The organism is Winogradskyella epiphytica (assembly GCF_003217215.1).
Classification (GTDB): domain Bacteria; phylum Bacteroidota; class Bacteroidia; order Flavobacteriales; family Flavobacteriaceae; genus Winogradskyella; species Winogradskyella epiphytica.
In genome coordinates, this window is the sequence record NZ_QJTD01000002.1 from 541,221 (window position 1) to 565,827 (window position 24,607).

General features: G+C 33.9%; 24 protein-coding genes. 14 read left to right on the forward strand and 10 right to left on the reverse strand.

Annotated features, from left to right (window positions below):
• Window positions 1-4: 4 nt before the first annotated feature.
• Complete coding sequence (locus DFQ11_RS07640) at window positions 5-2,473, forward strand: TonB-dependent receptor (protein ID WP_110475269.1); 2,469 nt, start codon at window positions 5-7, stop codon at window positions 2,471-2,473.
• On the opposite strand, the gene DFQ11_RS07645 is transcribed toward DFQ11_RS07640, so the two are convergent.
• Window positions 2,470-3,618, reverse strand: coding sequence for a cysteine desulfurase family protein (locus tag DFQ11_RS07645; protein WP_110475270.1), 1,149 nt, complete (start codon window positions 3,616-3,618; stop codon window positions 2,470-2,472). The two genes, DFQ11_RS07640 and DFQ11_RS07645, sit on opposite strands and share 4 nt — an antisense overlap.
• 86 nt (window positions 3,619-3,704) lie before the next feature.
• On the opposite strand from DFQ11_RS07645, the gene DFQ11_RS07650 reads away from it, so the two are divergent.
• On the forward strand, window positions 3,705-4,607 hold the full coding sequence (locus DFQ11_RS07650) for a hypothetical protein (protein WP_146221508.1): 903 nt from the start codon (window positions 3,705-3,707) through the stop codon (window positions 4,605-4,607).
• A gap of 11 nt (window positions 4,608-4,618) precedes the next feature.
• Here DFQ11_RS07650 and DFQ11_RS07655 read toward each other — a convergent pair whose 3' ends face one another.
• Both DFQ11_RS07655 and DFQ11_RS07660 read right to left on the reverse strand, forming a co-directional pair.
• A complete protein-coding gene (locus tag DFQ11_RS07655; protein ID WP_110475272.1) occupies window positions 4,619-5,176 on the reverse strand; it encodes a Smr/MutS family protein in 558 nt (185 codons plus the stop codon).
• Window positions 5,166-5,381 (reverse strand): hypothetical protein, encoded by a 216-nt coding sequence (locus DFQ11_RS07660; protein ID WP_110475273.1) that lies wholly within the window; start codon window positions 5,379-5,381, stop codon window positions 5,166-5,168. The genes DFQ11_RS07655 and DFQ11_RS07660 overlap by 11 nt, the downstream gene beginning before the upstream one ends.
• Window positions 5,382-5,509: 128 nt before the next feature.
• Between DFQ11_RS07660 and DFQ11_RS07665 the strand changes: the two genes are divergently transcribed.
• Window positions 5,510-5,776 carry a DUF2752 domain-containing protein gene (locus tag DFQ11_RS07665; protein WP_317047120.1) on the forward strand — a complete coding sequence of 89 codons (267 nt, stop codon included), beginning with the start codon at window positions 5,510-5,512 and terminating at the stop codon, window positions 5,774-5,776.
• 8 nt (window positions 5,777-5,784) lie between these two features.
• Window positions 5,785-6,120 (forward strand): CCC motif membrane protein, encoded by a 336-nt coding sequence (locus DFQ11_RS07670; RefSeq protein WP_110475275.1) that lies wholly within the window; start codon window positions 5,785-5,787, stop codon window positions 6,118-6,120.
• Window positions 6,121-6,197: 77 nt separating this feature from the next.
• Here DFQ11_RS07670 and rocD read toward each other — a convergent pair whose 3' ends face one another.
• Window positions 6,198-7,442: an ornithine--oxo-acid transaminase gene (rocD, locus tag DFQ11_RS07675; RefSeq protein ID WP_110475536.1), complete on the reverse strand. Its 1,245-nt coding sequence runs from the start codon at window positions 7,440-7,442 to the stop codon at window positions 6,198-6,200.
• A gap of 211 nt (window positions 7,443-7,653) precedes the next feature.
• On the opposite strand from rocD, the gene rlmD reads away from it, so the two are divergent.
• The 4 genes from rlmD to DFQ11_RS07695 all read left to right on the forward strand — a co-directional run bounded on the left by rlmD (window position 7,654) and on the right by DFQ11_RS07695 (window position 10,995).
• Entirely contained in the window at window positions 7,654-9,108 is a 1,455-nt protein-coding gene (gene rlmD, locus DFQ11_RS07680; protein WP_110475276.1) for a 23S rRNA (uracil(1939)-C(5))-methyltransferase RlmD, read from the forward strand.
• On the forward strand, window positions 9,109-9,654 hold the full coding sequence (locus DFQ11_RS07685; RefSeq protein WP_110475277.1) for a DUF6452 family protein: 546 nt from the start codon (window positions 9,109-9,111) through the stop codon (window positions 9,652-9,654).
• Window positions 9,620-10,378, forward strand: a complete 759-nt coding sequence (locus tag DFQ11_RS07690; RefSeq protein ID WP_229791255.1) for a DUF6048 family protein — start codon at window positions 9,620-9,622, stop codon at window positions 10,376-10,378. Before DFQ11_RS07685 ends, DFQ11_RS07690 begins: the two co-directional genes overlap by 35 nt.
• Window positions 10,379-10,464: 86 nt before the next feature.
• Window positions 10,465-10,995 (forward strand): DinB family protein, encoded by a 531-nt coding sequence (locus DFQ11_RS07695; protein WP_110475279.1) that lies wholly within the window; start codon window positions 10,465-10,467, stop codon window positions 10,993-10,995.
• Between the two features lie 189 nt (window positions 10,996-11,184).
• Here DFQ11_RS07695 and DFQ11_RS07700 read toward each other — a convergent pair whose 3' ends face one another.
• Together DFQ11_RS07700 and DFQ11_RS07705 are read right to left on the reverse strand one after the other, a co-directional pair.
• Entirely contained in the window at window positions 11,185-12,132 is a 948-nt protein-coding gene (locus tag DFQ11_RS07700; protein ID WP_110475280.1) for a phosphoribosylaminoimidazolesuccinocarboxamide synthase, read from the reverse strand.
• A 42-nt stretch (window positions 12,133-12,174) separates the two neighbouring features.
• Complete coding sequence (locus DFQ11_RS07705) at window positions 12,175-13,128, reverse strand: PhoH family protein (RefSeq protein ID WP_110475281.1); 954 nt, start codon at window positions 13,126-13,128, stop codon at window positions 12,175-12,177.
• A gap of 121 nt (window positions 13,129-13,249) precedes the next feature.
• Here DFQ11_RS07705 and DFQ11_RS07710 point away from each other — a divergent pair, with 121 nt between their 5' ends.
• The 6 genes from DFQ11_RS07710 to dnaN all read left to right on the forward strand — a co-directional run bounded on the left by DFQ11_RS07710 (window position 13,250) and on the right by dnaN (window position 18,535).
• A complete protein-coding gene (locus DFQ11_RS07710) occupies window positions 13,250-14,089 on the forward strand; it encodes an SAM hydrolase/SAM-dependent halogenase family protein (protein ID WP_110475282.1) in 840 nt (279 codons plus the stop codon).
• A gap of 3 nt (window positions 14,090-14,092) precedes the next feature.
• Window positions 14,093-14,389: a putative quinol monooxygenase gene (locus DFQ11_RS07715; RefSeq protein ID WP_110475283.1), complete on the forward strand. Its 297-nt coding sequence runs from the start codon at window positions 14,093-14,095 to the stop codon at window positions 14,387-14,389.
• A 19-nt stretch (window positions 14,390-14,408) separates the two neighbouring features.
• Window positions 14,409-15,131: a gliding motility-associated ABC transporter permease subunit GldF gene (gene gldF / locus DFQ11_RS07720; RefSeq protein WP_110475284.1), complete on the forward strand. Its 723-nt coding sequence runs from the start codon at window positions 14,409-14,411 to the stop codon at window positions 15,129-15,131.
• 1 nt (window position 15,132) lies between these two features.
• A complete protein-coding gene (locus tag DFQ11_RS07725; protein ID WP_110475285.1) occupies window positions 15,133-15,627 on the forward strand; it encodes a hypothetical protein in 495 nt (164 codons plus the stop codon).
• Window positions 15,617-17,287: a gliding motility-associated ABC transporter substrate-binding protein GldG gene (gldG, locus tag DFQ11_RS07730; RefSeq protein WP_110475286.1), complete on the forward strand. Its 1,671-nt coding sequence runs from the start codon at window positions 15,617-15,619 to the stop codon at window positions 17,285-17,287. Before DFQ11_RS07725 ends, gldG begins: the two co-directional genes overlap by 11 nt.
• A 129-nt stretch (window positions 17,288-17,416) precedes the next feature.
• The gene (dnaN, locus tag DFQ11_RS07735; protein WP_110475287.1) at window positions 17,417-18,535 is read left to right on the forward strand and encodes a DNA polymerase III subunit beta; all 1,119 of its coding nucleotides are present in this window, start codon (window positions 17,417-17,419) and stop codon (window positions 18,533-18,535) included.
• Between the two features lie 82 nt (window positions 18,536-18,617).
• On the opposite strand, the gene DFQ11_RS07740 is transcribed toward dnaN, so the two are convergent.
• From DFQ11_RS07740 to DFQ11_RS07755, 4 genes are all read right to left on the reverse strand, one after another.
• Window positions 18,618-19,166 (reverse strand): hypothetical protein, encoded by a 549-nt coding sequence (locus tag DFQ11_RS07740; protein ID WP_110475288.1) that lies wholly within the window; start codon window positions 19,164-19,166, stop codon window positions 18,618-18,620.
• 77 nt (window positions 19,167-19,243) lie between these two features.
• Window positions 19,244-22,336 carry a T9SS type A sorting domain-containing protein gene (locus DFQ11_RS07745; protein ID WP_110475289.1) on the reverse strand — a complete coding sequence of 1,031 codons (3,093 nt, stop codon included), beginning with the start codon at window positions 22,334-22,336 and terminating at the stop codon, window positions 19,244-19,246.
• Between the two features lie 186 nt (window positions 22,337-22,522).
• On the reverse strand, window positions 22,523-23,740 hold the full coding sequence (locus DFQ11_RS07750) for a hypothetical protein (RefSeq protein WP_110475290.1): 1,218 nt from the start codon (window positions 23,738-23,740) through the stop codon (window positions 22,523-22,525).
• A 114-nt stretch (window positions 23,741-23,854) separates the two neighbouring features.
• Window positions 23,855-24,607 (reverse strand): LytR/AlgR family response regulator transcription factor, encoded by a 753-nt coding sequence (locus DFQ11_RS07755; protein WP_110475291.1) that lies wholly within the window; start codon window positions 24,605-24,607, stop codon window positions 23,855-23,857.

A 24,607-nucleotide genomic window follows, 5' to 3' on the forward strand; every position in this document is an offset into this window, starting at 1 on the left:
TCATTTGAAACGCATCCATTTTACAGTCGTACTAAGCTTACTTTTTAGTGCGCTTTCCTTTTCACAGTCTGCAATTATTAGAGGAGTCATCTTAGACGAAGGGCATAGTCCAATTGAAGGTGTAAATATAACAACCAATACAGGAGAAGGAACAGCAACCAATAAAAATGGTTTTTATGAACTTAAGGTGCCTTATGATGTTGAAGTCACAGTTGTATTCACACACGTTTCCCACAAACGCATAGAACAAAAATTTAACCTAAAAAACGGTCAGGAAATAGAATATAATCCTGTGATGTTAATTGAATTTGAGCAAATCGCCACAGTTGTAATTAATACCAATACAAGACAGTCTGTAGATGGTGTGACTTCAATTTCACCCCAAATGATTAGAACTATCAAGGGCGCACAACCTGGAGTTGAAAACATTTTAAAAACCTTACCTGGAGTCAACATTTCTAATGAATTAAGTACGCAGTATTCAGTAAGAGGTGGTAATTTTGATGAAAACCTCGTGTATGTTAATGAAATAGAAGTGTATAGACCTTTTCTAATTCGCTCAGGAAATCAAGAAGGCTTAAGTTTTGTAAACACTGATATGGTTCATAATGTCGATTTCTCAGCTGGGGGATTTCAAGCTAAATATGGCGACAAATTGGCTTCGGTTTTAGATATCACCTATAGAAATCCTGTTGATTTTGGAATCAGAGCCGATTTAAGTTTATTAGGAGGTAGTGTAACAGCTGAAACCATTTCGAAAGATGGTAAGTTCTCTGGAATAGCAGGTGTTCGATATAGAGATAATAGTCTGTTATTGAATAGCTTAGAGACTGAAGGTAATGTTGAACCTGTTTTTGCCGATGCGCAAACCTATTTAACGTATCGCTTTTCAAGTAAGTTTCATTTGAACTTCTTAGGAAATATTTCCTTAAACAAATACAACTTTCAACCTAATAATAGACAAACCAATTTCGGTACTTTAGAAGATCCGGTAGCCTTATTAGTATTTTATGAAGGTCAAGAAAAAGACCAGTATAAAACTTATTTCGGAGCCTTCAAAGCCAATTATTTTGTGAACGATGATTTAACTCTTAAACTCGTCACTTCAGCATATCATACCACAGAGCAGGAATACTTCGATATATTGGCGCAATACAGATTAGGTGAAATAAACACTAATATTGGTGACGAAAATTTAGGTGATGTAGAATTTAGTGAAGGTATTGGCTCACAATTAACTCACGCTCGTAACGATTTAGATGCTTTTATTGTAAATGCAGAACACAGAGGTGATTATAAAATTGATAAAGAGAGTACAATTGAGTGGTCTGTAAAATACACTAACGAGGATATCAGAGACCGATTGATGGAATACGAAATGATTGATTCCGCTGGTTTCTCTATTAGACCTCCACGATTTAATCAACCTAATTACCAACCATACGAATCTTTTTCAGGTCCCATTACAGCTTTTGAAAATATTAGAGCTCTTAACCGCGTGCAAATTAATAGAATGCAAGCCTTTGCTCAATACAGTAGACGCACAGACTGGAATGGTCATGAAGTGTTTTACAACGCTGGTGTGAGATCCCATAGTTGGAATGTTAGTGGAGATAATATCTCAAATAGCAAAACACAGACGGTTGTGAGTCCAAGAGGACAATTTGCAATAAAACCTAATTGGGATAAGGATATGCTATTTAGAGTAGCAGCTGGTATATATTATCAACCTCCTTTTTATAGAGAATTAAGAGATTCTTCAGGTACAGTTCAGCCTAATGTTAAGGCACAGAAATCATTTCACGTGGTATTAGGTAACGAATACAGTTTCGAAATGTGGGAAAGACCATTTAAGTTGGTTACTGAAGCCTATTATAAAGGAATGACTGATGTAAATCCATACACCTTAGAAAATGTACGAGTGCGTTACAGTGCTAAAAACAATGCCGAAGCTTATGCTTATGGTTTAGATTTAAGATTAAATGGTGAGTTTGTACCAGGAACAGAATCGTGGTTTAGCTTTGGATATTTAAAAACAGAAGAAAACATTGACAATCGTGGTTTTATTGCTAGACCAACGGATCAACGTTTAAAATTTGGTGCTTTGTTTCAAGATTATGTACCAAATATGCCGGACTTAAAAATGTATTTAAACTTAGTTTACAATACAGGAGTTCCAGGAGGATCACCTAGTTATGCCGATCCTTATATTTATCAACTTCGTTTAAGAGATTATAGACGTGCCGATTTAGGAATTTCGTACCAAATAATTAATTCTGAAAAGACTTACAACTCGAAATGGAAAAAATCTTTCAGAGAATTGGCTATTGGTTTTGAAATCTACAATATGTTTAATAATCAAAACGCTATCACAAATACTTGGGTTAGAGATGTGTACTCAAAACGTCAGTTTGCTATTCCTAACTACTTAACACCTCGCGTTTTTAATGTTAGGTTATCTGCTCGTTTTTAAGAATTTACAAATTCCTTTAAAACGTTTACCACGTAATCCAATTCAGCCTTAGTATTAAACTTACTAAAAGAGAAACGAACAGAAGGTTGCTTCAATTTATCTTCGTCTAAAACTTCCGTGAGCACGTGTGACTGCTGACTGCTTCCACTTTGGCAGGCGCTACCTCTCGAACAAGCAATTCCTTTTAAATCCAATTGAAATTGTAACATTGGCGCTTTAGATGGAGCTATAGGTAAACATACATTCACTAAAGTATACGTGCTATTTTCACTGTGTCCACAACAACCATTAAAGCTTGAGTTTGGTAAATGTGTCTTTATCTCTTGGATGAAATAAGCTTTCAATTCAGAAATATAGGCTTTCTCTTCTTTAAGGTTAGTATAGGCTATTTTCAAAGCCTCATCCATACCTACAATATTATGCGTCGATTCTGTTCCTGCTCTATAACCTCTCTCCTGCTCTCCTCCAAATATCAAAGGTTTCAATCCTGATTCTTTTCTTATAAAACAGAAACCAACACCCTTTGGCCCATGAAATTTATGTGCGCTTGCCGCCATAAAATCCACTGGAATTTCTTTCAAATCCACTTTAAAATGTCCAACTGATTGCACCATATCCGAATGAAATAAGGCATTATTCGATTTCACAAGTTGAGCAACGCGTTCTAAATCTAAAACATTACCAATTTCATTATTCACATGCATTAATGAGACTAACTGCTTTTTATTTGAATTAGTCAGCAAACTTTCAAGATGAGACTTATTAATAGAGCCATCTTTCTCTAAATTCACATAAGTGATGGTAATCCCGTATTCCTTCTGTAATTGTTCAGCAGTATGTAATACGGCGTGATGTTCAATTTTAGAGGTGATAATTTCTGTGACGCCTAAATCTCTAACTGCGCTACGCAAAGCTAAATTATCCGCTTCAGTGCCGCCTGAAGTAAATACAATTTCTGAAGCAGACACATTAAAATAAGAGGCTATACTTTTTCTACATTGTTCTAAAAGAGCCTTAGAAGAACGTCCAAAACTATGTGTGGACGATGCGTTCCCGTAATTTTCATTTAATACTTTCGTCATCCGTTCTACAACTTCTGGTCGTAGGGCTGTCGTTGCTGCGTTATCTAAATATACTTGTGTCATCCGGCAAAAATATTGCAAATAAAATTATTTAGTTAATGCATCGTTATAAATTAACAAATCCTTTATTTTTGTTCAAAATTGAAACTATGATACGTCGTTTTTATATTCTTATTTGTGCTGTGTTTTTAGTCGCTTGTGATGATGGTGATATTTTGACCGTTGATTTAGATTTCGACCAAGAATTAGGTATTTGCGATGATTTTGAAAACTCATACTTAATTTTCGATACGAGAACCGATCCCAACGAGTCCCTGACTTTAGTTCTTCCAAAACCCCAATATGAAGATTTATTTTTAAATCCAACACCGGAAGGCGAGCCCGTTATCATTGATATTTCTCCAACTCAAGCGCGATTTAACTATCGAACGTACAATATTAATCCGGATGGACTCTTATGCGATGTCTTACCTAACTCCGACTTGATTATTAGAGAAGATTACCCTGCTAATCAAGGAACTGTAGAAGTAACTGTTACTATTGAAGATGACGACAATGATGGGATTCCTAATATATTTGAATATGGTCCTGGAGGAATTGAAAACCCAAAAGATTCGGATGGCGATGGAATACCTGATTATTTAGATGAGGATGATGATAATGACAATGTAAAGACGAAATTCGAAATTAACGACCCTGTTGGTGACGGAAATCCAGCGAATAACCCATTAGATTCAGATGGTGATGGTATTCCTGATTATTTAGATGAAGATGACGATGGAGACGGTGTTTTAACACGCCTTGAAGATGCGAATGGTGATAAAAATCCTAGAAATGATATGGCTAATAATGCTGCAGGAGAACTAGTTCCACACTATCTTAACCCAGATGAAACCACACCTTATGACTTCCCTGGATATACTAATGATAATACCTATACGAAAACAGTAAGGACGCACTTTATTGTTAAAGATATTGATTTGGAAATTTTAAGAACGGATTATATAGACTTAGGAACCTTAACTACAATCATAGAAGTAGAACAAAATTAATCGGATGGCGATTAAGGCTCTACATTCTGAAAGATTTTTACTTCAGTAGCACCTAATCCGTAGGTTTTAAAGTCGGCATCATAATAAGTTACATTTCTATAACGAGAAAAGAGTGTTTCTAATTCTTGACGAAGCACACCTTCACCTACACCGTGAATAAAAACAACTTTTGGTATTCGTTTTCTAATGGCAAACTCTAATTGTCCTCTTGCTGTATCAAGCTGAAGGTTTAACATGTCGAAACTCGACATATGCTTTATTGATTTTGTTAGGTGATGAATATGTAAATCGACTTCAAACTTGGGAGCATTCCTTTCTTTCGGTTTTACCGAAGGGGCTGATCGTCGTTTTTTAATCTCCTTTTCACTTTTTACGGCTTCAATATCGGCATCATAAATAGCACTTCTTAAGGTTCTGCCTGAAGCAGATAACATTAATTCATTTTCTTCAAACTCTAATCCGAAACCATCCTTATCCTCAACGGTTATTGACGTACCAGTAATTTTAGATATAGTTCCTGAAATGGCATCATCAATGGTTTCTACTCTATCGCCAACTTTAAACTTCATTTTCTTTTTCAGTTTTTATAAAAGATTCTTCTTCTTTTTCGAACTTACTCGGTGTATTTCTAGAGGTTCGATAAATACCAAACATCAACAACATAATCCCCGCCATTAATATATAGGTGTTTTGTCGCTCTTGAGCTTGTGCATAAATAGCTACTACTCCACCAGCAACAATGCTAATTATATTTATAATTCTTGATACGTTCATAATTTTGATAAATAATATACAGGAACAAAAATAAGGTTTAGAAAAATTAAACCGCGCAATAAGTAAAGTAATTAGCAAATTCTTAAATTAGCATCATGCTAAACTTCGTTAATGGAATAGAGGACTATATGTTGCCATGCTTTAATAAAAAGCTGTTTGGCTTTGAATGTATGGGTTGTGGACTTCAACGCTCCACGTCCTTGATACTAAAAGGAGAATTTATTGAAGCCTTTTTTATGTATCCTGCTATTTATACAATTATCTTGCTTTTTGGTTTTATCGCTGTCAATCATTTTAAAAATTATAAATCCGGCTCTAAAATTATTATTATATTGGCCATAACCAACGTTGCTATCATTATAGGTAGCTACTTTCTAAAACTATATTTTAAATAAACACTATTATGGAAAATCAGAAATTACCTAATGCAACTATTAGTTTGGTCCTTGCCATACTATCTTTAATTGCTTGTTGTTGTACAAGTGGAATTGGTGGAGTTATTCTTTCAGGGATTGCTCTATTCCTGGCAAATAAAGATGAGAAGAAATATGCTGAAAATCCGGAGTGGTATACAAATTTTAGCCAAGTAAAAACAGCTAAAATTATTGCTATTATTTCATTAGTGTTGAGTTTAATAATTTTAGCTGTTTACATTTATATGCTATCAACTGGACAATATGAACAAATGATGGAGCAGTACATGGAAATGATCGAAGAAATGCAGAAGAACCAACAATAATCATATTCATACCAACTAAAAAAGCGATTTTCAATTAAGAAAATCGCTTTTTTTTATGTTCAAAATTCTAATTGAATTTATTTTTCAAACTCTTTTAAAGTCTTTGTAATAATTGACACACAGTCTAGTAACTGCTCTTTAGTCATTACTAAAGGTGGAGCAAAACGGATAATATTCCCATGTGTTGGTTTTGCCAACAAACCGTTATCTCTTAGTTTCAAGCAAATATTCCAAGCTGTATCACTATCTTCAGAATCGTTTATTAAAATCGCATTCAATAAACCTTTACCACGAACGGCACTAACGATAGAAGATGTTTCAATAAATTTTGTTAATTCAGCTCTAAATAATTCACCTAATTTTTGTGCGTTATTTGCTAAATCTTCATCTTTTATTACATCTAAAGCAGCAATAGCTACTGCAGCAGCCACTGGATTTCCTCCAAAAGTACTCCCATGATTTCCAGGTCTAATTACATTCATAATGTGATCATTCGCCAAAACTGCCGATACTGGATAGGCTCCACCTGACAATGCCTTACCTAAGATTAAGATATCTGGTTTTACATTTTCATGATCTACGGCTAACATCTTACCTGTTCTTGCAATACCTGTTTGCACTTCGTCTGCAATAAACAATACATTATGCTTTTCACATAAAGCTTTTGCTTTTGTAAGATAACCTTCACTTGGCACAAAAACTCCAGCTTCACCTTGAATAGGCTCCACTAAAAATCCTGCTACATTTTTATTATTTTCAAGTGCTTGTTCTAAAGCTTCTAAATTATCGTATTCTATTTTTATAAAACCTTTGGTATAAGGTCCAAAGTTTTTACGAGCAACAGGATCATTACTAAACGAAATAATCGTTGTAGTTCTTCCGTGGAAGTTGTTTTCACAAACAATAATTTCTGCTTCGTTTTCATCCAAACCTTTAACTTCATATGCCCACTTTCTACAGATTTTCAAAGCCGTCTCAACAGCTTCTGCTCCTGTGTTCATAGGTAAAAGTTTATCGAAATTGAATGTTTCTGAAGCATATTTTTCAAACTTACCTAACATATCGTTATAAAAAGCACGAGAGGTTAAGGTTAATGTTTTTGCTTGTGCAGTCATTGCTTCTACAATTTTCGGGTGACAATGCCCTTGGTTTACAGCAGAATAAGCAGAAAGGAAATCGTAATATTGTTTACCTTCTACATCCCAGACATGTACACCTTCTCCTCTACTTAATACAACAGGTAGTGGATGGTAATTATGCGCTCCATATTTGTCTTCTAAATCTATCGCTTGTTGCGATGTTACTTGGTCTAAAACAGCCATTTTAAATAATTTAATAAATGAATAAAAAACTATTCCTTCTGTACCTTTATTCTTTCGGAAATCTTCGAAAAAGCAGCGTGGGAGAGAAATCATCCCTGAAGAGTTGCAAGTTAAGAAAAAAAAATAAAAACAGCCCGAACGCTTAAGGCCCAATTTCTACCAAACTATTTATAAAATAAAGATATCTTTGCAGCCAAACGATCTGAAAAAAATGCCAAAAAGAGAACGAAATAAATTTGTGAAACGCGGACAAGTCATTGACATATTAATTGAAGACTACGCTTTTGGTGGTAAAGGCATTGGCCGAATTAGAAATGAACATGGCGAATTTGTTGTTTTTGTTCCTAATACACTACCCGGACAATTTGTAAAGGCACAGGTAAAAAAGAGCAGTAAAAAGTATGCAGAATGCAAGCTTTTTGAAGTCTTAGAGCGCTCTGAAGATGAAGTAGATATGCCCTACCAAAGTATTCCTGGTGCGCCATACATCAATCTACCTATTGAAAAACAACACGAATACAAAACTCAAAGTACATTAGAGTTATTTAAACGTATAGGTAAAGTTGCCGATATTGAAGATAAGTTTGATGAGTTTGTTAGCTCTCCAAACACCTTCCATTACCGAAACAAAATGGAATACGGCTTTTCTGCCATTGGCTATAATCACGAATTAAAAACCGATGTAGATGAGTTTACCCTTGGTTTTAAAAAACGTGGCACATGGTGGTGTGGCGATAACTTAAATCAGGATTCAGGATTATTTGATGCCGAATTTGAGAATCAGCTAAAAGATATTAGGCAATACTGTATCGAAACCGGTTTAGATCCTTGGCATGCTCCTAAAAAGGAAGGCTTTTTCAGATATTTCGTCGTTCGAAAATCTTATAAAACGAATAAACTTTTATTCAATTTAGTAACCACATCTGCCGATTTACCTAAATTCGATTTAGATAAATTTGCGAATTATTTAGTTGAATTATTTGGTGATCGCGTTGCAGGTCTACTTCATACTATTAATGATGAGATCGGCGATAGAACTATTGCCACCACAGGAAGTATTTCCTTAGTCTATGGTGATGATAAAATTGTTGAAGAGCTTTTAGGATTGAACTTTGAAATCAGTATGAAAAGCTTTTTTCAAACCAATCCAAAATGCGCTGAAAAACTATATTCTAAAGTCGTTGATTATGCTTTAGAAAACAAGGAAGCTATTGACAATACTGTGGTATTAGATTTATTCTGCGGAACAGGAACTATAGGTCAGATAATTGCAAGCAAATCGGAAAACGCCAAAATTGTAGGTGTCGATATTGTTGCTTCAGCAATTAATGACGCAAAGGAGAATGCTAAACGAAACAATATAGAAGGCTTAAAATTTTACGCTGCAGATGTTGGTAAATTTTTAAATGAGCACCCAGAGTACACCAATAAAATTAGAACTATTATTTTAGATCCAGCAAGAGCGGGAATTTCTCCGAAAACACTGAATAAAATAATAAACCTCAATGCAGAACGTTTGGTTTATGTATCTTGTAATCCAGCAACCCAAGCAAGGGATACAGAGCAATTAATGCAAGCTGGTTACGAGATCAAAAAGCTAAGCTTAGTCGATCAATTTCCACATACTGCACATATTGAAACTGTTGTGTTATTTGAAAAGAGTTAAATGAAAAACATCAAATTCTTAATCCTATTTATAGCCATTGCATTAATTAGTTGCGAACGCGATGACATTTGTGCCGAAACCACTCAAACTACTGCACGTTTAGTTATTGAATTTTATGATGTTGATAATCCAACAGAATTAAAAAACGTACCACGACTTACCGTCTATGGTGAGGGCTTACTCGACGAAGCTCCAGAAAATTTCAGTAATGAAACTCTTATTTTTAATGACAATAAAAACAAAGTAGAATTACCTCTTTTAATAGGTCCTGAAGGGGATCTTATAACAACACGCTTCATTTTAGAAAGAGACACTAACTTACGATTAGATACAGACACACCCGAAACTTCCAATGTTGATATAATTGAAATCACATACAATACTGAATTTATCTATGTATCAAGAGCATGTGGATACAAAAGTCACTTTAATAATATTGGTGTAGTAGTTGATCCGGATGATTCTGAAACATGGATAAGCAATATAGAAACTTTAGAAACCACTGTAGAAAATGAATTTACAACACATGTTCGCATCTTGCACTAGAAGCGTTTTAATAGTGCTGTTGTTTTCAGCAATGGCATTCGCACAAGAAGAAAAGAAAAAGGTTAACGATACTTTAGTCTACAAACAAAAATATGGACTTAGAATTGGCGCCGACCTAAGTAAGCTAGGCCGTTCATTCCTTGACGATAACTATACTGGTTTTGAAATTTTAGGTGATTACCGACTCACAAAACGCATCTATATTGCTGGAGAAATTGGCAATGAAGAACGAACACTAGAGAACGAAGTATTAAGCAACTCCACAAAAGGAAGTTATTTTAAAGGTGGAATTGACATCAACTTTTACAAGAATTGGCTCGATATGGAAAATATGATATATGCCGGTTTCCGTGTTGGTGCAGCTACTTTTAGTCAAACATTAAATTCTTACAGTATTTATAATGTAAATAACCAATATTGGGATCAACAATACGCTGTAGAAGCTGGCACCGAATTTAGTGGCTTAACAGCACTTTGGACAGAACTAAAAGTTGGTATAAAAGCCGAAATTTTCAATAATTTATTCGCTGGAATAAATGTTCAACTAAAAGTTTTGCTATCTGAAACCGAACCTAATGGTTATGAAAACCTTTATGTCCCAGGCTTTAATAGAACCTACGATAGTAGTGCTTTTGGTGCAGGTTATGGTTTTAATTTATCCTATTTAATCCCTATTTTCAAGAAAGATAAGATTGTAGTCCAAGAGCGAGAAGTGGAAGATTAATTCTTTGTAAAATCTCACGTTTAGCTCTAAAAAGTATTGACGCTGTTGAAATAAATTGCTATCTTTTCTTATTCAAATCTAATATTATGCATAAAAATGATATTGCCGATTTAATAGAAGAAAAGTACTCAGAGTTAATGACTTGGCTTGAGAATCAACCAGACGAATATTGGACAAAAGGACCAAAAAATAAATGGACTACAGGTCAGCAAGCACTTCATTTACTTCAAAGCATCAAACCGCTTAACGATGCCTTGTCTATGCCTAAATGGTTATTGCGTTTAAAATATGGTAAAGCGAAAAGAGTATTTAAAGATTATGATGTGCTTGTCGCAGACTACCAAAAGCAACTAAAAGAAAAAAAAGGATTTATATATAAGCCCTCTCGGAATATGAAAGTGCCAACACTTTTAGATAAGCATTACTTATTAAATCGACTTCAAACCGAGCATAAAAAGCTTCAATACAAGGTTAAAAGAATCAGTGAGGTTAATTTGGACACTGTAGTATTGCCACATCCTATTTTGGGTAAAATGCCTGTTCGAGAAATTATTATGTGGACAGCACATCATGCAGAACATCATACTCGCATATTAAAACGTGATTATCCTTATTAAGCTAAATCTGATTTTTCAGCAAAATATTTAAGATGTCAGAGTCGTGGAGATGTCTCTCTCCTATTCGACATAACCTACGTGTCATATCCTTAATTCTATATTAAAAAAGCGCTTAGCATTTGTCATTTCGACAGAGCAAATAGTGAGCAAGAAATAATCTCGTTTCTATTTAATATGACTTAACAGATCCTAACTCAAATACGCCAACACATTCGTTTCAATTCGATTTTGAATATTTGACACATCAGCTTTAATGAATTTCTCTCCGGTAATATTTTCGTAAAGTTCAATATAGCGTTCGCTTACAGAATCAATATACTCATCAGTCATAAAGGGAACCGTTTGTCCTTCTAGTCCTTGAAAATTATTAGCAATTAACCATTGTCTTACAAACTCCTTCGACAATTGCTTTTGCTCTTCTCCTCTATCTTGACGTTCCTGGTAACCATCAGCATAAAAATAACGTGAAGAATCAGGTGTATGAATTTCATCAATTAATACTATTTTGCCATCTTTAGTTTTACCAAATTCGTATTTAGTATCTACTAAAATTAAACCTCGCTTTGCCGCGATTTCAGTCCCACGTTGGTAAAGTTTTCTTGTATAATCTTCAAGGACAAGATAATCTTCTTCAGATACAATGCCTCTTTTCAAAATATCTTCTCTTGAAATATCTTCGTCATGGTCTCCCATTTCAGCTTTTGTCGCCGGCGTGATTATCGGCTCTGGAAATTTATCGTTTTCCTTCATCCCTTCAGGCATAGCAACACCGCACAACATACGTCTTCCTGCTTTGTACTCTCTTGCTGCATGTCCAGACATATAACCTCTAATCACCATTTCAACCTTAAATGGTTCACATAAATCACCAACTGCAACGTTAGGATCTGGAGTAGCAACCAACCAATTAGGGACTAAGTCTTCGGTTTCCTTCATCATCTTAGTGGCAATCTGATTTAAGATTTGACCTTTATAAGGAATTCCTTTAGGCATCACCACATCAAAAGCAGATAATCTATCCGTTGCAATCATAACTAATTGCTCATCGTTGATATTATAAACTTCTCTTACTTTTCCTTTGTAAACACTTTTCTGATTCGGAAAATTAAAGTTGGTATCTATTATGGTTTTTGACATTACGTATGTTTTTATTTTGGGGAAATTGTTGGTTGTATAATTTTATAAATTGTTTTCTATGCTCTTATAGGCTGCAATGACCTTCTTCACTAATTTATGACGAATCACATCTTTATCATCTAAATAAATCATTCCAATACCTTCAACATTTTGTAATACTAATAATGCTTCTTTCAATCCTGAAATAGTTCGTCTTGGTAAATCTACTTGACCAGGATCTCCAGTCAAAAGAAACTTGGCATTTTTACCCATTCGAGTTAGGAACATCTTCATTTGCGCATGCGTTGTATTCTGGCCTTCATCTAAAATCACAAAAGCGTTATCTAGCGTACGACCTCTCATAAAAGCCAAAGGAGCAATTTGTATCACGCCTTTTTCTATATAACTCTCTAATTTTTCATGAGGAATCATATCGCGAAGCGCGTCGTACAAAGGTTGCATATAAGGATCTAACTTTTCTTTTAAATCGCCTGGAAGAAATCCTAAATTCTCACCAGCTTCTACCGCAGGACGGGTTAAAATAATACGTTTTACCTCTTTGTTTTTTAGAGCTTGAACTGCCAAAGCTACTCCTGTATAAGTTTTACCTGTTCCTGCAGGACCAATAGCAAAAACCATATCGTTTTTGCGCATACTTTCAACCAACTTACGTTGATTTGCAGTTTGTGCCTTGATTAATTTTCCTCCAACTCCGTGTACTAAAACTTCTGAACTTTTATCTGAAGCATTATAATCATCGCTACTAGTACTGGTGAGTACACGCTCTATGACATTCTCATCTAACTTATTATACTTCACAAAATGTTGCATGAGCATAGTCATTCGTTGCTCAAACTGCTCTAACATATCTTCATCGCCATAGGCCTTAATTTTATTGCCTCTAGCTACAATTTTAAGTTTGGGATAATATTTTTTTAGTATATCAATATTAGCGTTTTGCGCTCCAAAGAATTCTTTAGGAGTAATTTCTTCAAGTTCAAGGATAAGTTCGTTCAAAAGCGTGCTTTATTTAGTGCGTTAATCTGTTTTCTTTTCTTAATTTTGTGATTCTGTTGTGCACACACAAATCTAACAATTTTACAATCATAAATCTTAAAAAAATATCAACAATCAATCCATGGCGATAATCACTTTAACGACTGATTTTGGGGAAAAAGACCACTCTGCAGGAGCCATAAAAGGAGCTATTTATAGCGAACTTGATGAGATAAACATTGTAGATATATCACATTCCATTTCACCATTTAACATATCTGAAGCGGCTTACGTGATTCAAAATGCCTATTCTAGTTTTCCTAAAGGAACCATACATGTTATCGGTATTGATTCCGAGTTAAGTCCTGAAAACAAGCATGTTGCAGTCTATTTGAACGAGCATTACTTTATATGTGCAAATAATGGAATTATGAGTATGATTTGTTCTGAGATCTCTCCAGATAAAATTGTTGAAATTAATATTCACGATAGAGTTGAAACTAGTTTTCCTGTTTTAGACATTTTTGTGAAAGTGGCTTGCCATATTGCAAGAGGTGGAACTTTAGAAGTCATTGGAAAAGTTATTAACACTATTAAGCCAATTAAAAATTTAAATCCATTCGTAAATGATGAAAATACACAAATAATTGGTAGTGTTATTTACATCGATAACTACGGAAATGTGATTACAAATATTAAGCGAAAGTTTTTTGAAGCGACTCAGAAAGGCCGACCTTTTGAGGTTTCGGCACGAAGTCATAAATTTAAAACTATATTTAATAAATACAGTGATATTTTAAATTATGACGACGATGAAGACTCTAAACGTAATGTTGAAGGTAAAGGCATGGTGGTCTTTAATTCGTCTGGCTATTTAGAAATTGCTGTTTATAAGAGTAACAATAGCACGGTCGGAAGTGCATCTACCCTAATGGGACTAAACACCATGGATACCGTAACCGTTAATTTTTTAAAACCTTAAATTGTGTTAGTAAGAATTGTAAAAATGAGTTTTGAGCCGTCTAAAATTGAAGAATTCTTAGCTAATTTTGAGACTATTAAAGAAAAGATACGCAATTTTGAAGGCTGTAAGTTTTTAGAACTTTATCGGGATCAAAATAATACCAATATCTTTTTTACCTATAGTTATTGGAATTCAGAAGCCGATTTAAATAACTACAGACATTCTGAACTGTTTAAAAGTGTTTGGGCAAACACCAAACCTAAGTTTAACGCCAAACCCGAAGCATGGAGCGTTGACAAAATAGCTTCATTAAAGTAAAAATTGAAACAAAACAACTATGCTAGCCATTCTAAAAAAAGAAATAAACACCTTCTTCGCCTCTCCTATAGGTTATTTGGTTATTGGTGTATTTCTATTACTCAACGGCCTGTTTCTATGGGTATTTAAAGGAGAGTTTAATATTCTCGATAGTGGCCAAGCCAGTTTATCCTCGTTTTTCCTATTAGCGCCATGGATTCTTATTTTTCTAGTTCCAGCAGTAACGATGCGGAGTTTTAGTGATGAAAAGAAACAAGGTACTTTAGAATTATTAGTAACCAAACCAATTTCTCACTTCCAAATCGTATTAGGGAAGTATTTTGGTGCTTTTGCACTCATTTTAATGGCTTTAATCCCTACGCTATTATATGTTTATACGGTTTCACAATTAGGGAATCCTGAAGGCAATCTCGATATGGGAAGTACTATTGGTTCCTATTTTGGCTTATTATTCTTAATTGGTGCTTATACGGCAATTGGCGTGTTTGCCTCTACCCTTTCCGATAATCAAATTGTGGCTTTTATCATTGCTATATTTATTTGTTTCTTTTTCTATTTTGGATTTGAAGGACTTTCAAACTACAATATTTTAGGCGACCTCGTATATATGGAAAACCTTGGAATGTCTGCGCATTATAATAGTATGAGTCGTGGTGTTATTGACACAAGAGATTTAGTGTATTTTATAAGTATTGCCTTAGCGTTTTTATTTTTTACAAAACTTAGAATCCAAAACCAATAAAATGATTATTACCCCTTTATTAGTTATATTCTTAGTTATAGTATTTGTCCTTCTGTTTTTGTTTTTAAATACAGTAGATCATCGCAAATGGCTATCTGCATTAATCAGCGTCGTATTAACGCCGTTTGTGTATTTCTTTTTATTTTATCCCATTCTAAATATCATTAGCAATTATCATCATCAGAAGTATTTTGACAGTGAAGCTTGGACAGAAAATCCTGCTTTACGATACGAGATGATAGATAACACTATAGCTTCTGATACCTTGATTGGAGTTAGTAAAGAACAAATAACATCACTTTTAGGAAAAGAAGAATGGTTAACTTGGGATGACGCTAAGAAAGCACACGATACTAATAAATGGAATTACGCTCTTGGCATAAAACCTGGTGCTTTCACCACGAATAAAGAATGTGTAGAAATTACTTTTGAAAACGATAAAGTCATTGCATTGAAAACGTATCAAGAAGAACTAACATACGAAAATGAAAAATAAGAAATCCATTATATATATTGTTGTTATTGTTGTTGGGCTCATTCTTGTGAATGCCATTTCAAGTTCTGTCTACCAACGTTTCGACTTGACAAAAGACAAGCGCTACACGCTTTCTGAGGTATCGAAATCTTTGATCAGCGAATTAGATTCACCATTAGTCATTGACGTGTTCTTAGAGGGCGATTTCCCTTCGGAATTCAGGTTACTTCAAACGGAAGTCAAACAAATTATAGATGAATTTAAACTAAGCAGCAATCAAATTTTCATTAACTATATCAATCCTATTGAGGATGAAACTACGCGTCAACGAAATATTGAAGAATTAACTAAATCAGGATTAGAACCATATATTAACACAGATAACAGCACAGGTAAAGTCACCCAAGACATTATTTTCCCTTGGGCTTTTGCAAGTTATAAAGACCAAACCGTAAAAATTCCACTTTTAAAGCGTAGCATTACTCAAGGATTACAAGAACAGATTGCCAATTCAATTCAATCTTTAGAATATGCTTTTGCAGATGGATTCAGTAAATTAGTAAAAGCTAAAGAAAAGAAAATTGCAATTTTAAAAGGAAACGGTCAGTTAGGTGATATGTATATGGCCGACTTTTTAAAAACCGTACAACCATATTATAATATTGCACCTTTTACTTTAGATAGTGTGGCCACCAATCCACGAGGCACCTTAGACTCATTAAGGGACTACGATTTAATTGTTGTCGCGAAGCCGAGTGAACCATTTACAGAAAACGAAAAGTTAGTTTTAGATCAATACACTATGAGTGGTGGTAAAAGTCTTTGGCTCACAGAATCTGTAATCATGGACAAGGACAGTTTATATAACGATACAGGTTCAGGAGTTTCAATTATGCGCGACTTACATTTGAATGATTTTTTCTTCAAATACGGTGTTAGAGTAAATCCGACATTAGTGAAAGATTTATTCTCTGCGCCTATTATGTTAGCCATAGGAGAAGGCAGCCAAGCACAAATGCAGCCTATTCAATGGCAGTACTCTCCATTGGCGGCTTCCAATCCTAATCATCCAATCACAAAAAATTTGAATTTGGTGAAATTTGATTTTGCATCCCCAATCGATACCTTGAAAAACGGAATTAAAAAATCAATTTTATTACAGAGTTCTCCACGATCAAAAACGGAAGGCGCACCAACTTCAATTTCTTTAGCTGACGTTACAAAATCACCGGACGAAGCTACCTATAATGCAGGTCCGCAAAACTTAGCCGTATTATTAGAAGGTGAATTCTCATCGGTTTACGACCAACGCGTTTTACCATTTAAAGTCGACAATTATCAACCAAAAAGTAAGGCAACGAAAATGATTGTTATCTCTGATGGTGATGTTATAAAAAACGCAGTCATAAGAAATCGTCCTCAAGAATTAGGCTTCGATCAGCTTACAGGAAAATCGTTTGGAAACAAAGAGTTTTTGCTTAATTCGGTCAATTACCTTTTGGACGATAATGGACTTATAAACATAAGAGCAAAGGAAATTTCTGTCGCATTTTTAGATGCTGAAAAAATTAAAGAAGAAAAAGGGACTTGGCAATTTATCAATATTGCCCTGCCTCTCATTGTGTTAGCGCTCTTTGGATTTGTGTTCAACTATTTTAGAAAACGCAAATACGCATCGTAGCCCCCAAAATCTTCCGTATTGAATTTAGGCCTACTATAGGTTAATTTGTTAATAAGTTTGTTTTATAAAACCCTTCTATTAGGATATATTTGTAAGACCAATTAAAAGTATAAAACACATATATTCAGTATGAAATTCATTGTTTCAAGTACCTATTTATTAAAGCAACTTCAAGTTTTAGGAGGGGTTATTAATAACAGCAATACTCTACCGATTTTAGATAATTTCTTATTTGAACTTAGCGAATCAAAATTAACGATTTCGGCAAGTGATTTAGAAACCACTATGTCATCTACAATAGATGTCGAAAGCGATTCAGAAGGAAGCATTGCTTTGCCTGCAAGATTACTTTTAGACACTTTAAAGACATTTCCTGAGCAACCCTTAACTTTTGTTGTTGAAGATAATAACACGGTTGAAATTAGCTCTAACCACGGTAAATACGCATTAGCTTATGCCGATGGAGCGGAGTTTCCAAATGCAGTATCTATTGACGATGCCAGCAAAACAACAATCATGGGCGATATCTTAGCGACAGCGATTAGCAAAACGATATTCGCAGCTGGTAATGATGACTTAAGACCTGTAATGAGTGGTGTGTTTTTTCAGTTTACTCAAGAGAATTTAACCTTTGTAGCAACTGATGCTCACAAATTGGTAAAATATACAAGAAACGATGTAAGCGCAACTGAGACTGCCGAATTTATTATGCCGAAAAAACCTTTAAATCTTTTAAAGGGTATTTTAGCAGGAAGTGATGATGACGTTTTAGTAGAATACAATGAATCTAATGCGAAATTTACCTTTGAAAATTCTGTATTGATTTGTCGATTAATCGATGGAAAATATCCAAATTATGAAGCAGTAATCCCTAAAGAAAATCCAAATAAGTTAGTAATTGATAGAACGCAGTTTTTAAACTCTGTACGTCGTGTTAGTATTTTCTCTAATAAAACAACGCACCAAATTCGTTTAAAAATTGCTGGTGCTGAATTAAATATTTCTGCTGAAGATATAGATTACTCAAATAAAGCTGAAGAGCGTTTAACTTGTGATTATCAAGGAGACGATATGCAAATCGGCTTTAACTCTCGATTCTTAACAGAGATGATCAATAATTTAAACTCAGATAATGTACAGTTAGAAATGAGTTTACCAAACAGAGCTGGAATTCTAACACCAATAGATGGTTTAGATGAAGGTGAGCATGTAACTATGCTTGTGATGCCAGTGATGCTTAATAGCTAAAATTTCAATTACTCATTATATTTACTTATAAAAAAAGCTCACTAGATTAGTGAGCTTTTTTTGTATCATGACTTTGCTATTATTAATCTAAATCTGTGTTATTTATATAAATAAACGCACCTTCATAAGCTCCGGTAATTGCTTCACCATCTGCCCTTGTAAACGTAAACGTTAACAGAATATTATCTACATCATAATCTATAATGGTGAGACTTCCGTCTGTTATTTCTAAGTTTGAATTGCTTCCGCTTTTATAAAACTGAAAAAAACCTTCTTCATACTCTCCATTGACAATACTTCCATTTACTATGAATTCTAAACTCGTAATTTCAGAAAAATCATAAGTTCTATTAGGTGTGAAATCAGAATCATTAATTTGAAGTGAAAACAAATCGACATTATTAATTGTAGCTCCAGTAAAAGAGTCTTCTATTTGTCCCTCTGTGATGTTAGTTAAACTCAAAAACACACTATTAAATGAAGTCTCTACAAGAGCAGAGTTCATTGGGTATGTAGAAGCTTCTATTGTAATATTATTTTCATAAGAATTAGCATCTGAACTATCATCTGAAGTACAAGCCGTCATTACTAAGGCAAATAACGCTATTGCAAAATATTTAAGTGATTTCATATTATATATTTTATGTGATTTGGTAAACAAAAGCGCCCACAGTAGTGAGCGCTTAATACTATTAATAAGCTAACAACCTAGTTTTTAAGAAACTTCTGGTTTACAGTTTTTGTAGCAGTTTGCATTTGAATAAGATATAATCCTGCTGGTAAATTAGACACATTGATACCATTATCTGTACCCTGAGATTGTTTAACAAATTGCCCATTTATGGTATAAATGGTTACACTCTCAATCTGTGCAGTCGATTTAATATATAATTTATCAGTTACAGGATTTGGATATAATTTTACAGTATTTGAGGTGAAAGTTTCATCCTCGAATCCTAATGTAGAATTATACTCATAAGCACCTAAATCTATCGTAGTATTGAAAAATCTGTCGTTTCCAGATAAATCCAAGCTTGCAAAAATTGCTGTATCATAATACGCATTATCTCCTTGGTCTATGATATAATTTGAAGCTGATGTTGGTTTGTAATTACTATCTAAATTTAAGTTATCTGTAGATGGATCTAATTGTGTAATATCTAAAGCATTATAAGTGCCTGAAGTAGCAGCTGAAGTTACCTGTATAACTGAGTTATATACATTGATTGTTTGGCTATCACCTTCACTTGTTTTACTGTTTTCAATATCTACCGTACTGAATTGGCTTCCATTATATTTATTTTGCCAAAAAATACTATTTCTTGTTTCTAGACGTATCCAACCACTTCCACTAACATTAATAACGTGTTCAGCGGTTGCGTGGTTGTTCACGTTATTTACAATGGTAGCATTATTTAAAAAGTGAACTATACTTCTGTTACCATTTGAAGACGTACTTCTTCTAAACCAAATTGCACCAAAATCTGAATTATAGGTATTATCTGTAAATAAAATATTTGACCAATGAGATGTTAACTCATCTGAATTTGTAGCGCTATGCTCTAATAAAATAACACCATTATTGGTAGCATTGTTGGTTATTGCTACATTTTCAACCACCAAGTCTCCAGAAAAATCTCTCCAATCTAAAAGCAATCCATTACTATAATTCTCTGCAATCCATGTGTTTCTTAATGTAAAATTGGTAACATCGGTATTAGCCGCTATTACTGGACTAGAACCAGAGGTATACGCATTCTGAAGTACAAAACCATCAAAAATTACGTTATCCGCCTCAACACTTACTAATGTAGTGGCGTTATCGGTTTTATTAGTTGTGAAATTACCTTCAATATCATCACCATTAATATCTCCAGAAATAATAGTAGCATTATCCGTAAATACCTTAGTTAAATCTCGGTCTGCTAAGGTTAACTCAGTACCATCAAAACCACCATAGATTTCAAAGTTTTCTAAATCTAATGTTAATACGGAAGCGGCTGTTGCCGGCGTATAAACACCACTAGACACCCAAATTTCATCATTTAATAATGCATTATTAAGTGCATCTTCAATGCTAGTAAACGCATCTGTCCAAGAGCTTCCGTCATTATTTCCAGAAGCATTTGCATTAACATAATACACTGTAGGAGTACAATTCTCACTATAATTTGTAGTTGCATCTTTAGTCCAACCGTAATCATATATATTTACTTGGTTTGGTGTAAATCCTGAATCTATTTGTACACATGTTAAATCAGGATTGTTGTATACCTTCATATATACAAAATTAGAATTATTACCATTAGCCACGTTTAAGCTAGTAAGCTGATTGTTATATATTAACAATTGATTAATTTGAGGATAAGCGCTAATATCAAAAGTTGTAAATTGGTTAAAAGCAGCGTGAATCCTAGTTAAATTAGGGTTGTTACTAATATCTAGGCTGCTAATTGAATTATCTTGAAAATCTACAGCCGTAAGCATTGTGTTATTAGTAATATCTATACTTGTTAAGCTATTACTTGCCACAATTAAATCAGTTAACATTGTATTATTAGAAACATCAATACTAGCTAAATTATTATCGTTTGCTATTAATGTATTTAAATTTGAATTCGTGATAAGTATAATTGATGAGATGGTATTATCACCAAAATTTAAATCTGTTAACGACGTTAAGTTAGTAACATCTAAAGTCGTTAAGTTATTACCACTGCAATTTAAATCAATAAGGTTTGTATTTAAACTTACATTTAAGGTAGATAAGCTATTATCGCTACAATCTAAAACTTCGAGAGCTGTTGCACCTTGAAGATTTAAATTTGAAATATTATTTGATCTGGTATTTAAAGTTGTTAAGGTTACTAAATTTGATACATCTAAACTCGTTAAACTGTTATCTTCAGCATCTAAAGTTACTAAAGAAGTCCCTTGTACATTTAAATTAGCAATATTATTTTCTTTACAATTTAAATTAGTAAGCCCGGTAATATTGGACACATCTAAAGCGGCGATTGTGTTATCACTACAATCTAAAGCGGTTAGATTAATAAAAGCTTCAATACCAGTTAAATCTGAAATTGCCAAACTACTTACATCTAATGTTCCGGTAATCGCCTGAGCTTCTGCAACAGATATTTCTTGATCATAATCTACGTTAATTGCACTGTTAACTAAATAAGATTTAAAATTTGCATCTGGTATAGTTACATAAGAAATACTTGAACTACAGTCTTCTACAACTCTAGTTTCTAGATCTCTAGTCCAACCAAAATCATACAAACCTACGTTATCCGGTGGCACAGTACCTGCATCAACTTGAATACAAGTTAGACTAGGGTTATTATAAGATTTCATGTATGTAAACGCAGCACCTCGACCATTGGCTATGTTTAACTCTACCAACTGATTGTTTTGGCAATGAACTTGATTTAATGTTGGAATGTTACTAACATCTAATTGGGTTATTTGGTTATCTGCACAATGTAATCGTGTTAAATTAGTGTTATTACTAACGTCTAAAGATGTTAGGCTATTTGAATACACCTCTAAAATGGTAATATTTATAAAGGCTTCAATTCCTGTTAAATCTGTAATTCCAAGTCCTGTTGCCGATATAGTTCCTGTAAAAGCCTGTGCTTCAGCTACAGAAATTTCTGAGTCGTTATTGGTGTTAATGGCTGCGTCTGCTAATAAATAGCTTTTAAAATTTGCATCTGGAATGTTCACGTTTTGGGCCATCGCCGAAAACAAACCTAAACACAAGTAGGTGGAAAATAAGAGTAATTTTTTTTTCATTGTAGTTGAGATTAATATTCAACAACAAAATAACTTCATTTTTAAAGGTTTTCAATGTGCTTTTTTCTGAATAGGTCTAATTTCTTTCTGAATAAATAATAAAGATTATTCTTACTTTTTAAATCAAATAAAAAAGCCTGCTTAAATAAGCAGACTTTAAAAATTATGATTAATAGCGTATATTAATTATTCGCAGTTCATTTTTTGTCCGTAAGGCATTTGTCCGTGAATAACACCTCCAAATTGTGAACTGCCATAACCACTTCCATTGTACTGTTGCTTGATTAAAAAACCTTGTAAATAGCAGTCGTTATTTTTATTTTTCTCCGTAAAAGCCCCTTTAATCCAACGGTATAAAATACGACCTGTATACTTGTTTTTTACAATACTCCAGTCGTTAGATTCTATGTTTAGTTTTAGAAGTTTTGCACCATCTTTTGCAATGGTTTTAGATACATTTTCTTTAGCAAAACTCACTAATGAAGCATTACTATTCATGCTACCTGCTTTTGGCATCTTTATAGCATCCATGGTTGATTTTGCAGCAGCATCATAATTTGCTTTTAACGTGGCTTCAAATTCTTTTACAATTGGCTTCGCTTTTTCTAACCACTCTAAATGAAATTGTTGATCGCCTTTACCTATTACGTTTAGAATAGTAATATCTTTTTCATGCATATACGATGGTACGTTAAATGCATGTCCGCCTTGATGCGATGCGGCATAAATAACAAATATATCGTCTGCAATTAACATGCCTCTTACTAAAATTGGCATACCTGTACCAAGCCCTAAAGTTTGCGATCGGTCTGCACCTACTTTGGTTGTAAACATTCCTGAAACCAACTCGTAACCTATGTAACCTTCTGGTGACATGGCGACTAGTTCTGGTGTTGTTAAAAAGCGTAACCATGAATATTCTGGATCCTGCGCTGGTAATATATCTACATTATCACCCCTGTCTGTCATCTGACGTCTTATTTTTACACGATCAACACCAACTGCACTCATACCTTTTGTCATTGCAAATGGATATGACATGTATAAAAACTCATCACTTACTGTATTAGCTGGTTTAGGCTTATTTGCTTCGGCTTCTTGTTGTTTTTTTTCAAGATACTTTTGATAGTATAAATCTTGCTTTGCCTGGTCGTTTGGATATTTTTTGGCTAATTCTGCTTTAAATTCTTCATCGGTATATTCTGTTTTTGATGAATTTTCAGTTGAAGAACTGCCAACCATTCCTGAAGCATTTTCAGATTTTGAAGATGAACTGCTACTTTCTTTTTTATCTAACTTCTTCTCTACCGCAGCTTTGGCTTTCTTCTTTAGCATTTTACCAAATTGGGCATTAGATGTATTGTAGCATAATGCTAAAACGAATAATAGAATTATTTTTTTCATAAGAATTGTGTTTATATAGACTTCAAAAGAAGTAATTCAACTACCATTCTTAATAGTGATTTTTCTAAAGCTGTAGATTTTTTTTCTGAATGAAAACCAAATTTTAAGCTAATATCACAAAAACGTTTCCCTAATGACTTCTAAAAACTGATCGCGTTTAGATTTTGAAATAGGTATTCTTTTTGTATTCGTCATCAATAGATAATCGCCATCATCTTTTACCAATTCGTCCACGTATTTTAGGTTGATTAAATAGGAACGATGACATTTAAAGAACATGGTGTTGTGCTCAAGTTGCTCTACAAAATGCTTTAAGGGTTTACAAATGGTTTTTTGTTTGCCATCAATAAGTTGCACGTTGGTATACATACCATCAGCTTCAAAATAGACGATATTATTATGCGATGCGAACATAATTCCTTTAGGAATTTCTAAAGCAATTTTATCCATGGATAGTTGCTTTAACGAGTCGCGTAACTTGTTAAGTTGGTCGTTTAAATTGTTGGCTTTTATGGCTTCTTCAGCTTTTGTTACTGCTTCTTTTAACTCATTTGTATCTACTGGTTTTAACAAATAATCTACTGCTGATAATTTGAAAGCTTCAATCGCATATTGGTTGTATGCCGTAACGAAAATGATTTTAAAATCAATCTGATTTGGAAAGTATTCTAAAATGTCTAATCCAGACTGATTTGGCATTTCAATATCTAAAAAGACAACATCAGGTTTACTGGTTTTAATCAAATCGACACCAGATGCTAAATCTTGCGCTTCTTCAATGCTAGTAATACTTGCGCAATGTTCGGTTAGCAAGTTTGATAGTAAATGTCTAGCGCGTTTTTCGTCGTCTATAATTATCGCTTTCAT

What these genes read in the sequence shown, in the direction of transcription:
- rocD (WP_110475536.1), bottom strand. Translation starts at nt 7,442, where the DNA reads ATGGCTGTTTTAGACCAAGTAACATCGCAACAAGCGATAGATTTAGAA.
- DFQ11_RS07710 (WP_110475282.1), top strand. Translation starts at nt 13,250, where the DNA reads ATGGCGATAATCACTTTAACGACTGATTTTGGGGAAAAAGACCACTCT.
- dnaN (WP_110475287.1), top strand. Translation starts at nt 17,417, where the DNA reads ATGAAATTCATTGTTTCAAGTACCTATTTATTAAAGCAACTTCAAGTT.
- DFQ11_RS07750 (WP_110475290.1), bottom strand. Translation starts at nt 23,740, where the DNA reads ATGAAAAAAATAATTCTATTATTCGTTTTAGCATTATGCTACAATACA.
- gldF (WP_110475284.1), top strand. Translation starts at nt 14,409, where the DNA reads ATGCTAGCCATTCTAAAAAAAGAAATAAACACCTTCTTCGCCTCTCCT.
- DFQ11_RS07690 (WP_229791255.1), top strand. Translation starts at nt 9,620, where the DNA reads ATGAATTTACAACACATGTTCGCATCTTGCACTAGAAGCGTTTTAATA.
- DFQ11_RS07645 (WP_110475270.1), bottom strand. Translation starts at nt 3,618, where the DNA reads ATGACACAAGTATATTTAGATAACGCAGCAACGACAGCCCTACGACCA.
- DFQ11_RS07740 (WP_110475288.1), bottom strand. Translation starts at nt 19,166, where the DNA reads ATGAAATCACTTAAATATTTTGCAATAGCGTTATTTGCCTTAGTAATG.
- DFQ11_RS07670 (WP_110475275.1), top strand. Translation starts at nt 5,785, where the DNA reads ATGGAAAATCAGAAATTACCTAATGCAACTATTAGTTTGGTCCTTGCC.
- DFQ11_RS07725 (WP_110475285.1), top strand. Translation starts at nt 15,133, where the DNA reads ATGATTATTACCCCTTTATTAGTTATATTCTTAGTTATAGTATTTGTC.
- DFQ11_RS07665 (WP_317047120.1), top strand. Translation starts at nt 5,510, where the DNA reads ATGTTGCCATGCTTTAATAAAAAGCTGTTTGGCTTTGAATGTATGGGT.
- rlmD (WP_110475276.1), top strand. Translation starts at nt 7,654, where the DNA reads ATGCCAAAAAGAGAACGAAATAAATTTGTGAAACGCGGACAAGTCATT.
- DFQ11_RS07655 (WP_110475272.1), bottom strand. Translation starts at nt 5,176, where the DNA reads ATGAAGTTTAAAGTTGGCGATAGAGTAGAAACCATTGATGATGCCATT.
- DFQ11_RS07700 (WP_110475280.1), bottom strand. Translation starts at nt 12,132, where the DNA reads ATGTCAAAAACCATAATAGATACCAACTTTAATTTTCCGAATCAGAAA.
- DFQ11_RS07685 (WP_110475277.1), top strand. Translation starts at nt 9,109, where the DNA reads ATGAAAAACATCAAATTCTTAATCCTATTTATAGCCATTGCATTAATT.
- DFQ11_RS07745 (WP_110475289.1), bottom strand. Translation starts at nt 22,336, where the DNA reads ATGAAAAAAAAATTACTCTTATTTTCCACCTACTTGTGTTTAGGTTTG.
- DFQ11_RS07695 (WP_110475279.1), top strand. Translation starts at nt 10,465, where the DNA reads ATGCATAAAAATGATATTGCCGATTTAATAGAAGAAAAGTACTCAGAG.
- gldG (WP_110475286.1), top strand. Translation starts at nt 15,617, where the DNA reads ATGAAAAATAAGAAATCCATTATATATATTGTTGTTATTGTTGTTGGG.
- DFQ11_RS07660 (WP_110475273.1), bottom strand. Translation starts at nt 5,381, where the DNA reads ATGAACGTATCAAGAATTATAAATATAATTAGCATTGTTGCTGGTGGA.
- DFQ11_RS07650 (WP_146221508.1), top strand. Translation starts at nt 3,705, where the DNA reads ATGATACGTCGTTTTTATATTCTTATTTGTGCTGTGTTTTTAGTCGCT.
- DFQ11_RS07755 (WP_110475291.1), bottom strand. Translation starts at nt 24,607, where the DNA reads ATGAAAGCGATAATTATAGACGACGAAAAACGCGCTAGACATTTACTA.